The 18,684-nt window shown below is 43.1% G+C and carries 10 protein-coding genes and 1 other RNA gene; 9 read left to right on the top strand and 2 right to left on the bottom strand.

The genetic code is table 11. The features are described 5' to 3' along the window. The first annotated feature begins 89 nt into the window (after positions 1-89). Entirely contained in the window at positions 90-8,345 is an 8,256-nt protein-coding gene (locus ADI74_RS02205) for an SIALI-17 repeat-containing surface protein (protein WP_049536752.1), read from the top strand. A 170-nt stretch (positions 8,346-8,515) separates the two neighbouring features. Here the strand turns inward: ADI74_RS02205 and pbp1a are convergent, their stop codons facing one another. Beyond that, positions 8,516-10,669 (bottom strand): penicillin-binding protein PBP1A, encoded by a 2,154-nt coding sequence (pbp1a, locus tag ADI74_RS02200; protein ID WP_049536750.1) that lies wholly within the window; start codon positions 10,667-10,669, stop codon positions 8,516-8,518. Beyond that, positions 10,666-11,262 (bottom strand): Holliday junction resolvase RecU, encoded by a 597-nt coding sequence (gene recU / locus ADI74_RS02195; RefSeq protein ID WP_000248765.1) that lies wholly within the window; start codon positions 11,260-11,262, stop codon positions 10,666-10,668. The genes pbp1a and recU overlap by 4 nt, the downstream gene beginning before the upstream one ends. 67 nt (positions 11,263-11,329) lie before the next feature. Here recU and ADI74_RS02190 point away from each other — a divergent pair, with 67 nt between their 5' ends. The 8 genes from ADI74_RS02190 (at position 11,330) to cbpJ (ending at position 18,671) form a co-directional block, all read left to right on the top strand. Beyond that, positions 11,330-11,857, top strand: coding sequence for a DUF1273 domain-containing protein (locus ADI74_RS02190; protein WP_049536748.1), 528 nt, complete (start codon positions 11,330-11,332; stop codon positions 11,855-11,857). 69 nt (positions 11,858-11,926) lie between these two features. Next, on the top strand, positions 11,927-12,256 hold the full coding sequence (gene gpsB, locus ADI74_RS02185; protein ID WP_000146521.1) for a cell division regulator GpsB: 330 nt from the start codon (positions 11,927-11,929) through the stop codon (positions 12,254-12,256). A 28-nt stretch (positions 12,257-12,284) separates the two neighbouring features. Then, an RNA gene (gene rnpB / locus ADI74_RS10585) (RNase P RNA component class B) lies at positions 12,285-12,666 on the top strand. Between the two features lie 84 nt (positions 12,667-12,750). Next, a complete protein-coding gene (locus ADI74_RS02180) occupies positions 12,751-13,908 on the top strand; it encodes a THUMP domain-containing class I SAM-dependent RNA methyltransferase (RefSeq protein WP_049536747.1) in 1,158 nt (385 codons plus the stop codon). 12 nt (positions 13,909-13,920) lie between these two features. Beyond that, positions 13,921-15,360 (top strand): cell division site-positioning protein MapZ, encoded by a 1,440-nt coding sequence (gene mapZ, locus ADI74_RS02175; protein ID WP_049536746.1) that lies wholly within the window; start codon positions 13,921-13,923, stop codon positions 15,358-15,360. A 75-nt stretch (positions 15,361-15,435) separates the two neighbouring features. Further along, on the top strand, positions 15,436-16,860 hold the full coding sequence (gndA, locus tag ADI74_RS02170; protein WP_049536744.1) for an NADP-dependent phosphogluconate dehydrogenase: 1,425 nt from the start codon (positions 15,436-15,438) through the stop codon (positions 16,858-16,860). Positions 16,861-16,871: 11 nt separating this feature from the next. Then, complete coding sequence (locus ADI74_RS02165; RefSeq protein ID WP_000518005.1) at positions 16,872-17,561, top strand: response regulator transcription factor; 690 nt, start codon at positions 16,872-16,874, stop codon at positions 17,559-17,561. Between the two features lie 99 nt (positions 17,562-17,660). Beyond that, positions 17,661-18,671 carry a choline-binding protein CbpJ gene (gene cbpJ, locus ADI74_RS02160; RefSeq protein ID WP_049536742.1) on the top strand — a complete coding sequence of 337 codons (1,011 nt, stop codon included), beginning with the start codon at positions 17,661-17,663 and terminating at the stop codon, positions 18,669-18,671. The last annotated feature ends 13 nt before the right edge of the window (positions 18,672-18,684 follow it).

The following is an 18,684-nucleotide window of genomic DNA, read 5'->3' as shown; positions in this document are numbered from 1 at the left end:
GCCGGAGAGGACCTCTAGGTTCTCTCCTTTTTTCAAAGGAGAAATGATACCGCTTACTCATGTATGCGGAAGAAAGGAATAGGAGAAAGATGGATAGACATTTTTTTGAGAAACGCTGTCACTATAGTATAAGAAAATTTGCAATCGGTGCAGCCTCCGTGATGATTGGTGCTAGTATCTTTGGCGCCAATATGGTTCAGGCAGCAGAAACAGCAACACCTTCAGAGACAGAGGGAAGTATCACCCATGTTGAAGCACTGGATAAGTTACCAGATGATTTAGCCGCTGCGCTTGAAAAGGCGGATGCAGAAGCTGCAACAGAAGCAAGTCATGAAGAAACTCCAGCGACTGACGAAGGAAGCAATCCTACATCAAGTGAAGAGGCAAAACCAGAGACAAGTCCTACAAGTCCCAAGCCAGCAGAAACGCCGAAACCGGTTGAAACACCAAAGGCAGACAATAAACCAGCTGAAACTGCTACGCCCGCACCAAAACCAGCTGAAAAGCAAATTGAAGATAGAGAAGATGTCAATCATCTCGAAGGTGCTACTGCTCAGGCGAGCAACCATGAGACTGGTACCAACTTTACTGCGGATAAGGCTATCGACGGAGATGACAATACTCGTTGGGCTACAGACAAAGATGTACCAAAACCAACTTTTGAACTAACTCTGCCAAAGACTACCTTGATTAAACATGTAGAAATTGACTGGGATCGTCGTCTTCGTAATGGGCAAAATGACCCCAATATCAAATCTTGGAGTCTCTACTATGCAGGTCAAGAAGACGTGGGCGCTAACGGAGAAAAACAATGGAAACTAGCTCATACCAAAACTGGAGATCCAGTTTTAGATGAGAAAGTAGACCTAGCTGACAGTATCCAAGCTAAGTACCTCAAATTGGAGGTCAATGATTACCAAGCGGGAACAATGAACTGGAGAAACGTTGGAATCCAAGAAATTCGAGCTTATTCTAACGTTCCGGACCATAGTAAGGTAACGGATATCCGCCAAGTAACAGAACTATCAGTAGCAGAAGACGGACAGTCTCTTGTCTTACCTAGCCTACCAGGGGAAGTCAGTCTCATCGGAAGCAATAAACAAGGTGTAATTGACCTTCAAAATCACATCCATAAACCTCTGACAGATCAACGTGTCAAGGTCATGGTCCAGCAAATCAAAGACAGCCATACTTTCACTAAGGAATTTGAAGTAGTCATCAAGGGGCTACATCAGGACGAAGGTGTGGGTGTGAAACCAAAAGTAGCACCAGCTGTTCAACAATGGTATGGAAAAGAAGGTCAATCTTCTATCACTTCAGATACAGTTCTTGCGACAGGAGATTCAGGCTTTGATCAGGCAGCAACCTTCTACCAGTCAGACCTTGCAAGCCGTGGATTGGAACTTGCAACAGGTAACAAGCAAGCTCAAAAACGAATCGAATTTAAAAAAGTTGAAAACAAGGGTTACGGTAAGGAAGGCTACGGCATCACTATCCAAAATGATGTGATTACCATCGAAGCTGCCACAAACACAGGAGCCTTCTACGCCACTCGTACTCTTCTTCAAATGGGAGAAACAGACCTACAAAATGGCGAAATTCGTGATTTCCCAAGTTTCAGCCACCGTGGCTTTATGCTAGATACAGGTCGTAAATTTATCCCTTATGACACTCTTGTAGACATCATGCTCAACATGGCTTACTACAAGATGAACGACTTGCAGTTGCACCTCAACGATAACTATATCTTCCTTAAGGAACACTTGGCAGGTAAGAATTTAAGTCCAGAAGAACAACTCAAGTATGTACTTGAACATGCCAAGACTGGTTTCCGTGTGGAGACAGACATTGTCGGTGAGAATGGTCAAAAATTAACATCAGATGAGCATTATACCAAGGAAGAAATGCAAAATCTGATTAAATTGGCCAAGGCTCTTCATATCAACCTAGTGCCAGAAATTGACACACCAGGTCACGCCTTGTCCTTTGTCAAAGTCCGCCCAGACCTCATGTATCAAGGTAGTTTGAGTGATTATGCTGGCAAACACAATGTTGAACGTGTAGCCATGCTCGATCTAGACAATAAATACGAAGAAACTCTTAAATTTGTCAAATCCGTCTATGACAAACTCCTAGATGGCCCAGATGCCCCTTTGCATGGTGTATCCACTGTTCATATCGGAACGGACGAATACTACGGCAGTCGCGAAAGCTATCGCCGCTATGTCAATGACTTGACCCAATATATCAAGTCTAAAGGATACACCCCTCGTATCTGGGGCTCGCTCAGTGCGAAACGTGGTAAAACAGCGGTTGATTGGAACGGAGTAGAAGTTGATATCTGGAGCATTGGCTGGCAACGACCAAATGAAGCCATTGCTCAGGGAGCTAAGATTATCAACATCACGGATGTACCTACATATAGTGTACCAAGTGGAAGCAATAGTCAAGCAGCTTATGGGGACTATGCTAACTACGAACGTCAGTACAATAGCTGGACACCGAATGATTTTAGAACGGGAGGAGGTCCACTTCTACCAGCTTCTCATCCAAGTATCCTTGGTGGTGGGCACGCAGTTTGGAATGACAATATCGACCTTCATGAGACAGGCTTGACCTCTTATGATATCTTTAAACGATTCTTCAAGAGCATGCAAACCACTGCGGAGCGAACTTGGGGATCTGACCGTGCAGCTGCGACCTTTGCAGAACGCACCCTACCAACAAGCCCTTATGCGCCACAGTCAAATCCTGATAAAGAGATTGATCAAAGCGACTTGTTTACCATCAATCCTGAAACCGTCAAGAACTATGCAAGCAAGAAGGTGAAGACAAGCGAGCAGGGATTGGCTTTTGAGAAAGACAGCAGCATCGAAGGCTTAGCAGGTGATGTTGGTCCAAGTCATGTCTTGAAGTTTGATGTGACTGTCACTGGAGACGGGGAACAAACCTTCTCAACAAGTGGGGACAACCGTATCTATCTAGCTGATAAAGACGGCTATCTTGCTTATCAATTTGAACAGTTCCATATCCAGTTCAAGAAGAAACTTGAAAAGAACAAACGCTATCAAATCTCCATCGTGACCAAACCACAATCAACTGAAGTTTATGTGGATGGTGAGAAGATTGAGCGTATCGCAAATCCAGAATATCCTCGCTTTGCCTACAATAGCTTGGTTCTACCACTTGAAAGCATCGGTGGTTTCAAAGGAATCTTGCATAGTGCAGAGTTGTCAGATAAACCATTTGTAAATCCTCGTTTGATTTCAAATGATAAGATTACTGCAACCGCAAGCAGTCAGCAACTTCCAGGAAACGCGACTGAAGGCGCTGTTGAAAAGGCCTTTGACAATGATCCAAATACTTTCTGGCATACTAAATGGACTGGTGACACTGCGCCATACACTCTTACTATGACCTTGAAAGAAGCAGAAAAAGTCAATGGCTTGACGTATCTCCCTCGTCCAGGTGGTGGAAATGGTGTTGTTACTCGCTACGAAATCTACGCACAAAAAGATGGCCAAATGGTCAAGGTTTCAGAAGGAAGCTGGGACAACAACGCCCAAGAAAAAACAGTTAACTTTGCCGCGGTAGATACCAACAAGATTGAGTTGAAAGTATTGGAAGGCGTTGGTGGTTTTGCAAGTGCGGCTGAAGTTCATCTATTGAAACCTGCCAAAGAAGGACAAGAAACACCTGAACCAAGTCAGCCTCAACCACCATCTACTCCAGAAAAACCAAAAGTAGACCAAACCGGTGATGGAACAGTTGAATTGGCGGATCAATTCACTGCAAGTAAACCAGCTAGTGAAGACAGCATTGCAGCTGCTAGCAAGAGCAATGACTATCTTAAGAAAGAGTACAAGGTCTTCCCAACTCCACAAAAAGTGACTTATGGAGAAGGAGTTACAGCCCTTCGTAAGCAAGTCAATCTGGTTATGGGCGATCAACTCGATATCTATACCCGTAATCGCTTGAAGAGTGTCTTGCAGGACAATCAAGTATCTTATACAACTGGTAAGGCGGCAATCGCTGGTGCAACCAATATCTATCTTGGAGTGCATGGACAAGGTTCACAAGCAGAACAAAACTTGTCAAACGTTTCAGCAGGTCTCTTTGACAAGATTGATGCCTATGTTTTGAGCATCAAGGATAACTCGATTTCTATCGTCGGGAAAGATACAGATGCGGTCTTCTATGGTTTGACAACCTTGAAACATATGCTCAAGGAAAGTCAAGTGCCAGTCCTTCGCAATGTGACAGTAGAAGATTACGCAGAGCTCAAGAACCGTGGTTTCATCGAAGGTTACTATGGAAACCCATGGTCTAACGCAGATCGTGCAGAACTCATGCGTTTTGGTGGCGATTTGAAATTGAACCAATACTTCTTTGCACCAAAAGATGATCCATACCACAACAAGAAATGGCGAGAACTCTATCCAGAAGAAAAACTAGCTGAAATTCGTGAACTTGCTCGTGTCGGAAATCAAAGTAAAACTCGCTATGTCTGGACCATCCACCCATTCATGAACAACCGCATCCGCTTTGGCAATGAAGCGCACTACCAAGAAGATTTGGCAACCATCAAGGCTAAATTTACCCAGTTGATGAAAGTGGGTGTCCGTGAGTTTGGTATTCTAGCAGATGATGCACCGAGCCCAGTCGGAGGCTACAATAGCTACAACCGCTTGATGAAAGACATGACGGATTGGTTGACTGAAATGCAGGGAACTTACAGCGGTCTTCGTAAAGAAATGATCTTTGTTCCTGGCCAGTATTGGGGTAATGGACGTGAAGATGAGTTGAAATCCCTCAATGAAAATCTCCCAAGTTCAACATCCATGACCTTGACGGGTGGTAAGATTTGGGGTGAAGTCTCTGAAAGCTTCCTTTCAACTCTCAAGAACAATCTATCCGCAGGTGGCAAGACCTATCGCCCCGTTTCACTTTGGATTAACTGGCCGGTAACAGACAACTCTAAACAACACTTGATTCTAGGTGGTGGTGAGAAATTCCTTCATCCAAATGTGGATCCAAGCTTGCTATCAGGTATTATGTTGAACCCAATGCAACAGTCTGAACCATCTAAGATAGCCCTCTTTTCAGGAGCTCAATACTCATGGAAACAGTGGAAATCAGAAGAAGAAGCTAAGAAAATCAATGATATTGCCTTCAACTTTGTAGAAAATGGTCATTTTGAAGATAGCAAGGTATCAGCAGCCTTCCGCGAACTTGGTAAGCACATGATCAACCAAAACATGGATACTCGTGTCGTCAAACTAGAAGAATCTGTAGACTTGGCTCCAAAATTGACAGACTTCATGACCAAGCTCAAAGCAGGTCAGGATGTGACTGCCGAACGTGCAGCCTTGCGTGCAGAATTTGCCAAGATTAAAGAAGCAGCTGAACTCTATAAAGCATCAGGCGATAAAAAGATGGTTGCGCAAATCCACTATTGGTTGGATAATGCAATTGATCAAATGAATGCCCTAGATGCCTTCCTTACAGGAACAGAAGCTATGGCTACAAACGATGCAGCCAAACTTTGGGATAGCTACTATAAAGGTTTGAAATTGTACGAACAGTCTCAAACTCACACCTTCCATTATGTAGACCATATGGAAAAAGCTGAATTGGGTGTTCAACATATTCGTCCATTTATCCTATCCTTGAAGGAAGTTCTAGCATCTGAAGTTCAAAAAGTCTTGCATCCAGACCAAATCATCAGCACCTTTATCACCAATCGAACAGGTGTAGAAGGTGGTTTGGCAGAAGTAACAGATGGCGACTTGGCAACCCACGCGATTATTAAATCACCAAACAGCATCAAGACAGGTGATTATATCGGTATGAAATTCAACAAACCGGTAGATATCCAAACCTTGACCTTTGCTATGGGAACGCAGGCAAATCCACGTGATACCTTTAGTAAGGCAGAAGTGCAGTATCAAGATGAAAATGACAACTGGGTAACTTTGAAAGAGCCAAGCTATGTTGGAAATGAATCCCTTCTTAAGTTTGAAAATCTCACTATCAAGGCCAAAGCAGTTCGTATGATTGCGACAGCAGATCGTGAAAATACCTGGTTTGCAGTTCAGGAAATTGCAGTTAACCGTCCAGTTGAAAAAGCTCGTAGCCAACAAGCAACGACAGTTAGTCTAAGTTCAAACTTAGTTTACAAACTAAATACCTCAGCCCGTCAAATAACTGATGGCAAGGACAATACAGAAGCCATGATGGCAAATGCTGACGGTAGCAATACGACACCAGTAGATGCCTGGGCACAACTTGACCTCGGTGAAGTCAAGTCAGTCACTAAAGTACGACTTCGCCAAGGAACGGGTGATAAGCTTGCCGCAGGTGCACTTGAGTACTCTACAGATGGAACTGCATGGCAAGAGTTGGATCGCCTATCAGGAGAACAAACCAAGGAAGTGACCAGAGCGATCAATGCTCGTTACATCCGAGTCCGCAATACCAAGGCTCTCGACCTCTGGTGGCGTATTCAGGACTTCTCTGTTGAGACACGCTCTGGAAATAGTGAGTTAACAGACACCAACGTGGACTCCTTGAAGGAAACGCCGGTAGTGGATAGCTTGGGCAGTTACGAGCTTCAAATTCCAGCTGGAACCAAACTCCCTGCTCATAGCTATCTAGGAATGAAGCTTGACCGTATCCATCAGATCAAGAGCATCCAACTCAAAGGTCAGGCCAATCCAGCTCTTAGCCTAGAGTACTCTGCAAATGCGCAAGAATGGACATCAGCCAGCCAGTTGACAGACAGATCTGTGGCAACCCACTTAGTACGTTATGTTCGTCTGGTCAATAAAACAGATCAGGAACAAGCTGTGACAGCCACTTCTCTCCTTGTGACAACCAAAGAAGTGCAACCAACCAAACTAGAATCTACAACTATGGGCATTCATCCAACATACGGAAGCAATGATGTTCGTAAATTGAACAACCTAGATCAACTATTTGACGGTGTTTATAACAACTTCGTTGAGTTTTCAGACTATGCCCGTAAAGATGGTCATGTGACCTTGAAACTTGGTAGCGAACGCACTATCAAGAAGATTAGAGCCTACATCCAAGACGGAACTCAAAACTACCTTCGTGATGGTAAGATCCAAGTCAGTCAAGACGGTAAAACTTGGACAGATGTCGTGACAGTGGGAGATGGTGTGGCCAATAGCCAACACGATGATTCTCTGACAGATGGTTGGACACATGATTCTAAGATGCCAGGAAATCGCTACATCGAGGGTGAATTGACGACTCCAGTCAAAGCCAACTATCTCCGTGTCCTCTATACAGCGGATTATGATGCCCGTTTTGTAGGATTTACAGAATTGGTCATCAACGATGGTGAATTTGTCAAACCAATCAATGATCCAACAGTAGAAGGAAGTGGTGGAGAAAGCCAAGGCAACCTTTATAATAATCTTGTAGACGGAAAAGTCTTGACCAGCTATAAGTCTGAAAAAGACAAGGGCGAGTTGGTTTATCACTTGTCTGAGCCGACCAATGCTAACCACCTTCGTCTCGTTTCTAGTCTTCCTGAAGGAGCGAAAGCACGTATTCTTGCTAGAACACTCAAGGATGGTCAAGACAGTTGGACAGACCTCGGTGCCATTACATCTAGTCTCCAAACCTTCGCTATCCGAAATGGCGGCTCTCTTCTAGACGTCAAATTAGTCTGGGAAGGCGGCAAGGCTGAGTTTTATGAATTGGCAAGCTTCCATCAAGAATTAACAGAAGAACCGGTTCAATCAAGTAAGGGCGAAGAGCCAGCACCTGTTCTTGAGGTTCCTGAATTCACAGGCGGTGTCAATTCAGTTGAAGCCCTAGTACATGAACTTCCAGAGTATACAGGTCCAGTAGCGACAGTAGGTGACCAAGCTGCTCCAACAGTAGAGAAACCTGAGTTCAAGGGCGGTGTCAATGCAGTTGAAGCCCTAGTACATGAACTTCCAGAGTACACAGGCCCAGTAGCGACAGTAGGTGACCAAGCTGCTCCGACAATAGAGAAACCTGAGTTCAAGGGCGGTGTCAATGCTGTTATGGCACTGGTACATGAGCTTCCAGAATACACAGGTCCATTATCGACAGTAGGCGACCAAGCTGCTCCAACAGTAGAGAAACCTGAGTTTAAACTTAGCTCACTTGCTTCAGATGAAGGTAAGACACCGGCACCGGATCTAAAACAAGAAGTGACGAACCGAGAAAAAGCTGAACAAAGCTTGCCAGCAACTGGTGAGAGTCAATCTGACACAGCTCTCTTCCTAGCAGGAGTTAGCCTAGCCCTATCTGCTCTCTTTGTAGCAAAGATGAAGAAAGATTAGGACTATAAAACCTTCTAAGATTGACTAAGAGTATATTTTCTAAATCAATAATAGTGAGGTTCATAGAATAGAAAAACCTGAGAAGATTTCTTCTCAGGTTTTTTGAATTTAATAAAAAAGAAAGTTTGTATGGTATGAAAAAATCCACCCAATTTTGGGTGGATCATATTTTAAGGTTGTGCTGGTTGCGAGTTCTGGTTTTGGTTTTGTTGACCAGGAGTGGTATTTGGTTGTTGCGTATTGTTCTCGCTTGTACCTGAATTTGGAGTTGTTGTACTTGCTTGTGTACTAGAACTCTCTGAAGTTGAGCTAGAGCTTTCAGGTGTTGGACTTTGCTGAGGAGCAGGAGCAGTCCACGCAGGACGTGCGCCTTTTTTAAAGACGAATTCTCCACCTCTGTAGAGTCCTTCTGGCATAGTCCAGTCACCAGGATGATCATCTTCAGATAGATAAGTCATCATCGAACGGTAAACCTTAGCAGCAACATAGAAGCCATCACCAACAATAGGAGTCAGGCGGTTCGAGTAACCAGTCCAAACGGCCATTGAATATTTACGAGTATAGCCAACGAACATTTCGTCAGGAGCAACATAACCAGTGTTCTTAATGTAGTTTTCAATCTCATCATCCGTGTAGTTTGATGTACCAGTTTTACCAGCTTGTGGCAACCATGGGAGGTAGGCTCCTCGACCAGTTCCATATGCCAGGACAGTTTTCATCATATCCGTCATCATATAGGCTGTTGTCTCTTTCATGGCACGAGTACCAGGATCAGAGAATTCTTTTGAACTGCCATCACTGAAGACAATTTTGTTGATATACATCGGCTTGCGGTAGATACCACCGTTAGCAAAAGCTGCGTAAGCAGCAGCCATCTTTTCGCTACTTGCTCCATACTTTTTGTTAGATTCAGTTGTATTACTTGAAATGGCATTTGCATAGTGCATATCTGAATAGTCAATACCAAGTCCATTTAGGAAGGTTTTGGCTCTGTCTAAACCAACTTTATTCAAGGTTTCTACGGCTGTAACGTTTCGTGATTGTTGGAGCGCATATTGGATGGTAATATTTCCAAAGTAACTTCTATCCCAGTTGTAGACAGGAGTGTCTGTTCCAGGATAATTGTAAGGAACATCGTGAACAATTGAAGCAGTTGAATCATAGATATCGTACTCCAAAGCAGGTGCATAATCTGTGATTGGCTTCATCGTTGATCCCCAGTCTCGGTTGGTTTCAACAGCTTGATTGATTCCAAAAGAAACATTGCTTGATTGGTGACGAGAACCTAATTGGGCAATGACTTTCCCGTTTGTCACATCAACGATTGTTGATGCCACTTGCATTTCATCATCTGGATAGTTGACATACTCGTCAGTATTGTAGATATCCCAGAGATGTTGTTGAACTTTAGGATCAACGTTGGTGTAGACATCCATACCAGTCGTTAAGAGATTGTAGCCTGTTTCTTGTTCGACTTGATCGATTACCTCTTTGAGATAGTTGTCCATGTGTGGAGGATAACTATTAGCCGATTTTAGACTTTGAAGTCCGTCCGTAATTGGAGTATTGATTGCTTTTTCATATTGCTCAGCTGAAATGTAACCTTGTCCCTTCATCTCAGAGAGGACGAGATTGCGTCGTTCTTGAGCAGCTTCTGGATGTGAGTATGGATCATACTGATTTGGCGCCTGAGGCATTCCGGCAAGGAGAGCCAACTGCGGGATACTCAAATCTTTGAGGTCCTTGCCATAGTAATTTTGGGCAGCAGTTTGCATACCGTAGTTACCGTTTGACATGTAGACCTTGTTGATGTAGTAGGTCAGGATTTCTTGCTTGGTTGCTTTCTGTTCTAGTTGAACGGCAAGCCAAGCTTCTTGAGCCTTACGTGAAAGAGTCTGGTCCGACGTTGATGTAGAGAAATAAGTTAATTTAATCAGCTGCTGCGTTAAGGTTGAAGCTCCCTGAAGGCCTCCACCACCACGAAGATTTCGTAGAGTGGCACCGAGGATACGAATAGTATCAACCCCACGGTGATTAAAGAAACGATGGTCTTCAATTGAGACGATGGCATTAACCAACTCTGTAGGGATTTCATTTGCTTGCGCATTTACCCGACGTTCTGATCCAAGATCGGCAATGAGTTCATCGTTTTTGTCATAGATCTTGCTAGACGTTGTAGCGACTAGTTTACTTTCAGATAGGGCCGGAGCCTTGCTGACATAGTAGAGGAAGAGTCCCCCGCCTAGCACAACTGCTGCGATAAATACAGTTAAGAGACAGATACTGACATACTTAGCTATTCGCAGGAAAATTTGTTTGTTCATCTTGTTTTACCACCCAGTAAATGTTCTTTGATAATATCGAGATAGGGAATCTGAGGAAAGGCACCAGGCTCAATCCTATATCCATTTTCTTGAATATATCCAAGTGGCATTGACTTTTGTCCCATATCTTGATGATAGAAACGAATCAAGTCAATGGCCGGCAATAAGTAGGTTTCTTGCTGAGAAGAAAAGTGAAGGAGTACAAAGCAGATCCCTTGTTGGGCAAGGACTTGTTCCATGTGTTGGATCTGATGGAGATGAAAATTCTTCATCGGGATCGCATGTTTCTGCCTAGTTTCCTTTGCTTCAAAGTCGATGTAGTATCCATCATAAACCCCCGAATAGTCTGTTGTTGAGGCCTGTCTGAAGTATGCTTCAACAATCTTGGCTCGACTTCTTTGGGGATAATCGACACGTACGATTTGGATGGGAGTCGGTTTCTTGTGGATAACAGCCAGCCCATGCGACAAGTAGTAGTCGTTCGTAGCATTGATCATCTTTTCAAAGGACATCCCCCGATTTGCGAAATTTTTAGTTTTTGAAAGGGATGGTTGTCTTTTTTGTGATGAAATTTTATGTGGATAGTTGACCATAATTCTCCTTATTGGTACAATAACATCACTCTATTATACCATAAAAGTATACAGAAAGGATGAAAAAATGCATACAGCCTTGATTTTAGGCTATTCTGCCTTCGACCTTGGTCTCTTTAATGACAAGGATATTCGCGTTGACATGATCAAAAAAGCCATTGGTAGAGACTTGGAAGGTCTAGCAGAGGAAGGGGTGACCTGGCTTGTCTTTACAGGGACCTTGGGCTTTGAGTACTGGGCGCTTCAAGTAGCTAAAGAAATGAAAGAAGACTATGGATTTCAATTGGCGACCATTTTTGATTTTGAAACCCATGGCAGTAATTGGAATGAAGCAAATCAAGCGAAATTGAGTGAGTTCAAGCAGGTTGACTTTGTCAAATATGCCTATCCACAATATGAGCACAAGGGGCAACTGCGTGATTATCAGAAATTTCTGCTGGAAAATACAGATACTTGTTATCTTTTTTACGATGAAGAAAAGGAAACCAAGTTACGATATTTTTACCAAATGATGAAAAATCAAGCGGACTATGTTACAAGACGATTAACATTTGAGGACTTGAATGAAATAGTAGAAAATTTTTCCGAAAAGTAAGGCTTTGACCTTGATTTTTACTTGTCTTTTTTTATATAATAATACTAGTAACCCAGAATGGAGAGAGACATGGCAAGTATTATATTTTCAGCGAAAGATATTTTTGAACAAGACTTCGGACGTGAAGTTCGCGGATATAGCAAAGCAGAAGTGGATGAATTCCTTGATGATGTGATTAAGGATTATGAGACTTATGCGGCTTTGGTCAAATCTCTTCGTCAAGAGATAGCGGATTTGAAGGACGAATTGTCTCGTAAACCACAGTCAGTTCCAACTCAGCCAGATTCTATCGAAGTTACCGCTTCTACCTCGATGACAAACTTTGATATCTTGAAACGATTGAATCGACTTGAAAAAGAAGTGTTTGGTAAACAAATTTTAGACAATGAAGATGTATAATTGAGTGTCTATCAAGTGCATAAATGCAATTTTTGGATAATCGCGTGAAGAGATTCTCTTTTCATGAGGAAAGTCCATGCTAGCACAGGCTGTGATGCCTGTAGTGTTTGTGCTAGGCGAAACCATAAGCCTAGGGACGAGAGATCGTTACGGCAGTCGAAATGGCTAAGTCTTCGGATAAGTCAGATTAGGCTTGAAAGTGCCACAGTGACGGAGTCTCTCTGGAAACGGAGAGAGTGGAACGCGGTAAACCCCTCAAGCTAGCAACCCAAATTTTGGTCGGGGCATGGAGTGCACGGAAACGAACGTAGTACTCTGACTGCTAGCAGCTAGATGCTGTTAGTGGTAGACAGATGATTATCGAAGGAAGTGGTCCTAGTCACTTCTGGAACAAAACATGGCTTATAGAAAATTGCATATAGGTTGGGGCTGAGAAATCTTTCTCAACCTCATTTTTTAAAGTGAACAAAAGAAAGGTCTTACAAGACTGTAAAATGAAAAAAGAATTTAATTTAATCGCAACTGCTGCAGCGGGTCTTGAAGCTGTCGTTGGACGTGAGGTGCGAGAACTAGGCTATGATTGCCAGGTTGAAAATGGCCGTGTTCATTTCCACGGTGATGTAAAGGCAATCATTGAGACCAATCTTTGGCTTCGAGCAGCTAACCGCATCAAGATTGTAGTTGGAAGCTTCCCTGCAAAGACCTTTGAAGAGCTCTTTCAAGGAGTTTTTGCTCTAGATTGGGAAAACTATCTCCCGCTAGGAGCACGTTTCCCTATCTCAAAGGCCAAATGTGTTAAGTCTAAACTCCACAATGAGCCCAGTGTGCAGGCTATTTCTAAGAAGGCTGTTGTCAAGAAACTGCAAAAACATTATGCCCGCCCAGAAGGTGTTCCCTTGATGGAAACTGGTCCCGAGTTTAAGATTGAGGTATCTATCCTGAAAGATATGGCAACTGTCATGATTGACACGACAGGTTCTAGCCTTTTTAAACGTGGTTATCGTACGGAAAAGGGTGGAGCGCCTATCAAAGAAAATATGGCAGCGGCCATTTTACAACTCTCTAACTGGTATCCAGACAAGCCTTTGATTGATCCGACCTGCGGGTCAGGAACTTTCTGTATCGAGGCGGCTATGATTGCCAGAAAGATGGCTCCAGGTCTTCGCCGTTCCTTTGCTTTTGAAGAATGGAACTGGGTCAGCGATCGGTTAATCCAAGAAGTTCGCACAGAGGCTACTAAGAAAATCAATCGTGAACTTGAACTGGATATTATGGGCTGTGATATAGACGCTCGTATGGTGGAAATTGCCAAGGCAAATGCCCAAGCAGCAGGTGTGGCGGGCGATATTACCTTTAAGCAAATGCGGGTACAAGACTTGCGCACAGACAAGGTAAATGGTGTCATCATCTCCAATCCACCATATGGAGAGCGCTTGTCTGATGATGCAGGAGTTACCAAGCTCTATGCTGAGATGGGACAGGTATTTGCGCCACTGAAAACCTGGAGTAAATTTATCCTGACCAGTGATGAAGCTTTTGAAAGCAAGTACGGAAGTCCAGCAGATAAAAAACGAAAACTGTATAACGGGACCTTAAAAGTGGATTTGTATCAATACTTTGGTCAGCGTGTCAAACGTCAGGAGTTAAAATAGAAAGGTGAACTCATGAGTAAGAAAAGACGTGATCGTCATAAAAAAGGACATCAAGAACCCAAATTTGACTTTGATGAAGCAAAAGATTTGACTGTTGGTCAAGTGATTCGTAAGAATGAAGAGGTGGAGGCAGGAGTATTGCCTGAGGACAATATCTTGGACAAATACATCAAACAACACCGTGAAGAGATTGAAGCTGACAAGTTTGAAACTCGTCAGTTTAAAAAAGAAGAACTAGCTTCCACTCAAAGTCTAGAAGATATGATTCAAGAAGTGCGAGAATCTAGCGAGACTTCTGAAGAAGTCGAAGAAACACATCTTGTTACGGAGGAAGTTTCTGGCCATACAGAGGAAACGGAGGCTGCTAGTGTTGTGCTGTCTCCTCTAGGTGAGGAAAATCAAGAACTGGAACCACTTGTATTAGCCAACACAGAAACAGATGAAGAGATAGAAAGTCTAGAAGAGGAAGAAGTGATTGTTCCTCTATCACGCTCGGCTCAGGCGGGATCTGAGAAAGACTCTAAGAAAAAGGGAATGATCATCATTGCCTCAGTGGTGGCTGCAATTCTTGTTCTTGCTGGAACGTATTATGTCTACCGACAAGTATCTCGCTCAAACCAAGAAATTCAGGCTTCTCAATCATCTTCAAGCAATCAGGAATCGCAAACCGACTTGCAAGAGTTTAATACGCTCTATGATGCCTTTTATACAGATGAAAATAAGACAGCTTTGAAAAATAGCCAGTTTGATAAGTTGAGTCAACTGAAAACCTTGCTAGATAAGTTAGAAGGTAGTCGTAATCATACATTAGCTAAGTCAAAATACGATAGTTTAGCAAGTCAAATCAAGGCCATCCAAGATGTCAATGCCCTCTTTGAAAGTCCGGCAATCACTGACGGTGTCTTGGATACCAATGCGAAAGCTAAAGCAGACGCTAAGTTTACAGAAATCAAAACAGGTAACACAGAATTAGACAAGCTCTTGGATAAAGCTATTAGCCTTGGTAAGAGCCAACAAACAAGTGCTTCTAGTTCAAGTTCAAGCTCTAGTCAAGCAAGTTCAAGTTCAGCTACAGAAAGCAATGCGAGCAGCACGACACCTTCAACAAGTACCACAGCACCAGCTAGAGATACCAATGGTGGTTTGTCGACTGATGGTGTTAACCTTCAAAGAAGTGCTAGTCGTGTACCGTACAACCAAACAGCTGTAGACGATAGCAACAACCCTGCTTGGACTTTTGCAGATGGTGTTTTGGAACAAATCCTAGCGACATCACGTGCTCGCGGTTATATCACTGGCAACCAATATATCCTAGAACGGGTCAATATTGTAAACGGAAATGGTTATTACAACCTTTACAAACCAGATGGAACCTATCTCTTCACTCTCAACTGTAAGACGGGTTACTTTGTAGGGAATGGTTCTGGTCATGCTGATGACTTGGACTACTAGGAGACCGTTACAAAATTCTTTCCTTTCATAGGTAAAAATGATAAAATAAAACATATTAAACAAGAGGAGTGTCACATGACAAAAGCTAACTTTGGTGTCGTAGGTATGGCCGTAATGGGTCGTAACCTTGCCCTAAATATCGAATCTCGTGGCTATACAGTTGCCATTTACAACCGTAGTAAAGAAAAAACAGAAGACGTAATTGCCTGCCATCCTGAAAAGAACTTTGTGCCAAGCTATGACGTGGAAAGCTTTGTAAACTCAATCGAAAAACCTCGTCGTATCATGCTCATGGTTCAAGCAGGACCTGGTACAGACGCAACTATCCAGGCCCTTCTTCCACACCTTGACAAGGGTGATATCTTAATCGACGGAGGAAACACTTTCTACAAAGATACCATCCGTCGTAATGAAGAACTGGCAAACTCAGGTATCAACTTTATTGGTACTGGAGTTTCTGGTGGTGAAAAAGGTGCCCTTGAAGGTCCTTCTATCATGCCTGGTGGACAAAAAGAAGCCTACGAATTGGTTGCTGATGTTCTTGAAGAAATCTCAGCTAAAGCACCAGAAGATGGCAAACCATGTGTGACTTACATCGGTCCTGATGGAGCTGGTCACTATGTGAAAATGGTCCACAACGGTATCGAGTATGGTGACATGCAATTGATCGCAGAAAGCTATGACCTCATGCAACACTTGCTTGGTCTTTCTGCAGAAGATATGGCTGAAATCTTTACTGAGTGGAACAAGGGTGAATTGGACAGCTATTTGATCCAAATCACAGCTGATATTCTTGGACGCAAAGACGATGAAGGTCAAGATGGCCCAATCGTAGACTACATCCTTGATGCCGCAGGTAATAAGGGAACTGGTAAATGGACGAGCCAATCATCACTTGACCTTGGTGTGCCATTGTCACTTATCACTGAGTCAGTATTTGCCCGCTACATCTCTACATACAAAGAAGAGCGTGTACATGCTAGCAAGGTGCTACCAAAACCAGCTGCCTTCAAATTTGAAGGAGACAAGGCTGAGTTGATCGAAAAGATCCGTCAAGCTCTTTACTTCTCAAAAATCATTTCTTACGCACAAGGTTTTGCCCAATTGCGTGTAGCTTCTAAAGAAAACAACTGGAACTTGCCATTTGCGGACATCGCCTCTATCTGGCGTGATGGCTGTATCATCCGTTCACGTTTCTTGCAAAAGATCACAGATGCTTACAACCGTGATGCAGACCTTGCAAACCTTCTCTTGGATGAGTACTTCTTGGATGTTACTGCTAAGTACCAACAAGCAGTTCGTGATATCGTAGCTCTTGCTGTTCAAGCTGGTGTACCAGTACCAACTTTCTCAGCAGCCATTACTTACTTTGATAGCTATCGTTCAGCAGACCTTCCTGCTAACTTGATCCAAGCACAACGTGACTACTTTGGTGCTCACACTTACCAACGTAAAGACAAAGAAGGAACCTTCCACTACTCTTGGTATGACGAAAAATAAGTAGGTCTGCCATGGGGAAACGGATTTTATTACTTGAGAAAGAACGAAATCTAGCTCATTTTCTCAGTCTGGAACTCCAAAAAGAGCAATACCGTGTTGATCTGGTAGAGGAGGGGCAAAAAGCCCTCTCCATGGCTCTCCAGACAGATTATGACTTGATTTTACTGAATGCTCGTCTGGGGGATATGACGGCCCAGGATTTTGCAGAGAGGCTGAGTCGGACAAAACCGGCCTCAGTGATCATGGTCTTGGACCATCGCGAAGAATTGCAAGACCAGATTGAGACAATCCAGCGCTTCGCCGTTTCTTACATCTATAAGCCAGTGATTATTGATCAGCTGGTGGCTCGTATTTCAGCGATTTTCCGAGGTCGGGACTTTATTGACCAACATTGTAGTCAGATGAAGGTCCCAACGTCTTACCGCAATTTGCGTATGGATGTAGAACATCATACCGTTTATCGTGGCGAGGAGATGATTGCTCTGACGCGCCGTGAGTATGACCTTTTGGCCACTCTCATGGGAAGCAAGAAGGTCTTGACTCGTGAGCAGTTATTGGAAAGTGTTTGGAAGTACGAAAGTGCGACAGAAACCAATATCGTGGATGTTTATATCCGTTATCTACGTAGCAAGCTTGATGTAAAAGGTCAAAAAAGCTACATTAAAACCGTGCGTGGTGTTGGTTATACCATGCAAGAATAGAAAAGCAGTTGCAGTTATGTAACCGCTTTTTTTGAGAAGTTTCTATATATTGACATACAGTCGGGTCTTTGCTACAATCAGTTATGGAGGAAAGATCTAATGAAAAAATTTAAGATAATGATGCAAGTTGGACTAGCCGTCTTTTTCTTTGCTTTGCTGGCGACAAGCACAGTATTGGCGGATGATGCTTATTCAGAAGGCTGGCAATTTGTCCAAGAAAATGGTAGAACCTACTACAAGAAGGGGGAACTAAAAGAAACCTACTGGCGGGTGATTGATGGGAAGTACTATTATTTTGATCCTTTATCTGGAGAGATGGTGGTCGGCTGGCAATATATTCCGTTTCCATCTAAAGGTAGTACAATTGGTCCGTACCCAAATGGTATCAGATTAGAAGGTTTTCCAAAGTCAGAGTGGTACTATTTCGATAAAAATGGAGTGCTACAAGAGTTTGTTGGTTGGAAAGCATTAGAGGTTAAAACTAAAGACAGTGTTGGAAGAAAGTATGGGGAAAAACGTACAAATCCGGAAGATAAAGAAGAGAAGAGTTTTTACACGAACTATTACTTTAATCAAAATCATTCTTTAGAGACAGGTTGGCTTTATGATCAGTCTAATTGGTATTATCTAGCTAAAACGGAAATTAATGGAGAAAACTATATTGGTGGTGAAAGACGTTCAGGTTGGATAAATGATGGTTCAGCTTGGTACTATCTAGATCCAACAACTGGTATCATGCAAACTGGTTGGAATCAAATTGGCAATAAGTGGTACTACCTCCGTTCATCAGGAGCTATGACAACTGGCTGGTATCAGGAAGGCTCAACTTGGTACTATTTAGATGCTGAAAATGGCGATATGAAAACAGGCTGGCAATATCTTGGTAACAAGTGGTACTATCTCCGTTCATCAGGAGCTATGGCAACTGGTTGGGTGAAAGACGGTTCAACTTGGTACTACCTAAATGCAAGTAATGGAGATATGAAGACAGGTTGGACCAAAGTAAATGGAAACTGGTATTATCTCAATTCAAATGGAGCAATGGTTACAGGTAGCCAAACTATCGATGGTAAAGTTTATAACTTTGCTTCATCTGGTGAGTGGATTTAATCTTGGAGGAGAT

Origin of the sequence: Streptococcus pseudopneumoniae (genome assembly GCF_001074565.1) — a bacterium.
GTDB classification, from domain to species: Bacteria; Bacillota; Bacilli; order Lactobacillales; family Streptococcaceae; genus Streptococcus; species Streptococcus pseudopneumoniae_J.
This window is presented reverse-complemented; position numbering and strand designations above follow the sequence as displayed.

Bases quoted from the DNA above. Each gene is read 5' to 3' on its own strand.
- ADI74_RS02205 (WP_049536752.1), top strand. From the start codon at position 90: ATGGATAGACATTTTTTTGAGAAACGCTGTCACTATAGTATAAGAAAA.
- pbp1a (WP_049536750.1), bottom strand. From the start codon at position 10,669: ATGAACAAACAAATTTTCCTGCGAATAGCTAAGTATGTCAGTATCTGT.
- recU (WP_000248765.1), bottom strand. From the start codon at position 11,262: ATGGTCAACTATCCACATAAAATTTCATCACAAAAAAGACAACCATCC.
- ADI74_RS02190 (WP_049536748.1), top strand. From the start codon at position 11,330: ATGCATACAGCCTTGATTTTAGGCTATTCTGCCTTCGACCTTGGTCTC.
- gpsB (WP_000146521.1), top strand. From the start codon at position 11,927: ATGGCAAGTATTATATTTTCAGCGAAAGATATTTTTGAACAAGACTTC.
- ADI74_RS02180 (WP_049536747.1), top strand. From the start codon at position 12,751: ATGAAAAAAGAATTTAATTTAATCGCAACTGCTGCAGCGGGTCTTGAA.
- mapZ (WP_049536746.1), top strand. From the start codon at position 13,921: ATGAGTAAGAAAAGACGTGATCGTCATAAAAAAGGACATCAAGAACCC.
- gndA (WP_049536744.1), top strand. From the start codon at position 15,436: ATGACAAAAGCTAACTTTGGTGTCGTAGGTATGGCCGTAATGGGTCGT.
- ADI74_RS02165 (WP_000518005.1), top strand. From the start codon at position 16,872: ATGGGGAAACGGATTTTATTACTTGAGAAAGAACGAAATCTAGCTCAT.
- cbpJ (WP_049536742.1), top strand. From the start codon at position 17,661: ATGAAAAAATTTAAGATAATGATGCAAGTTGGACTAGCCGTCTTTTTC.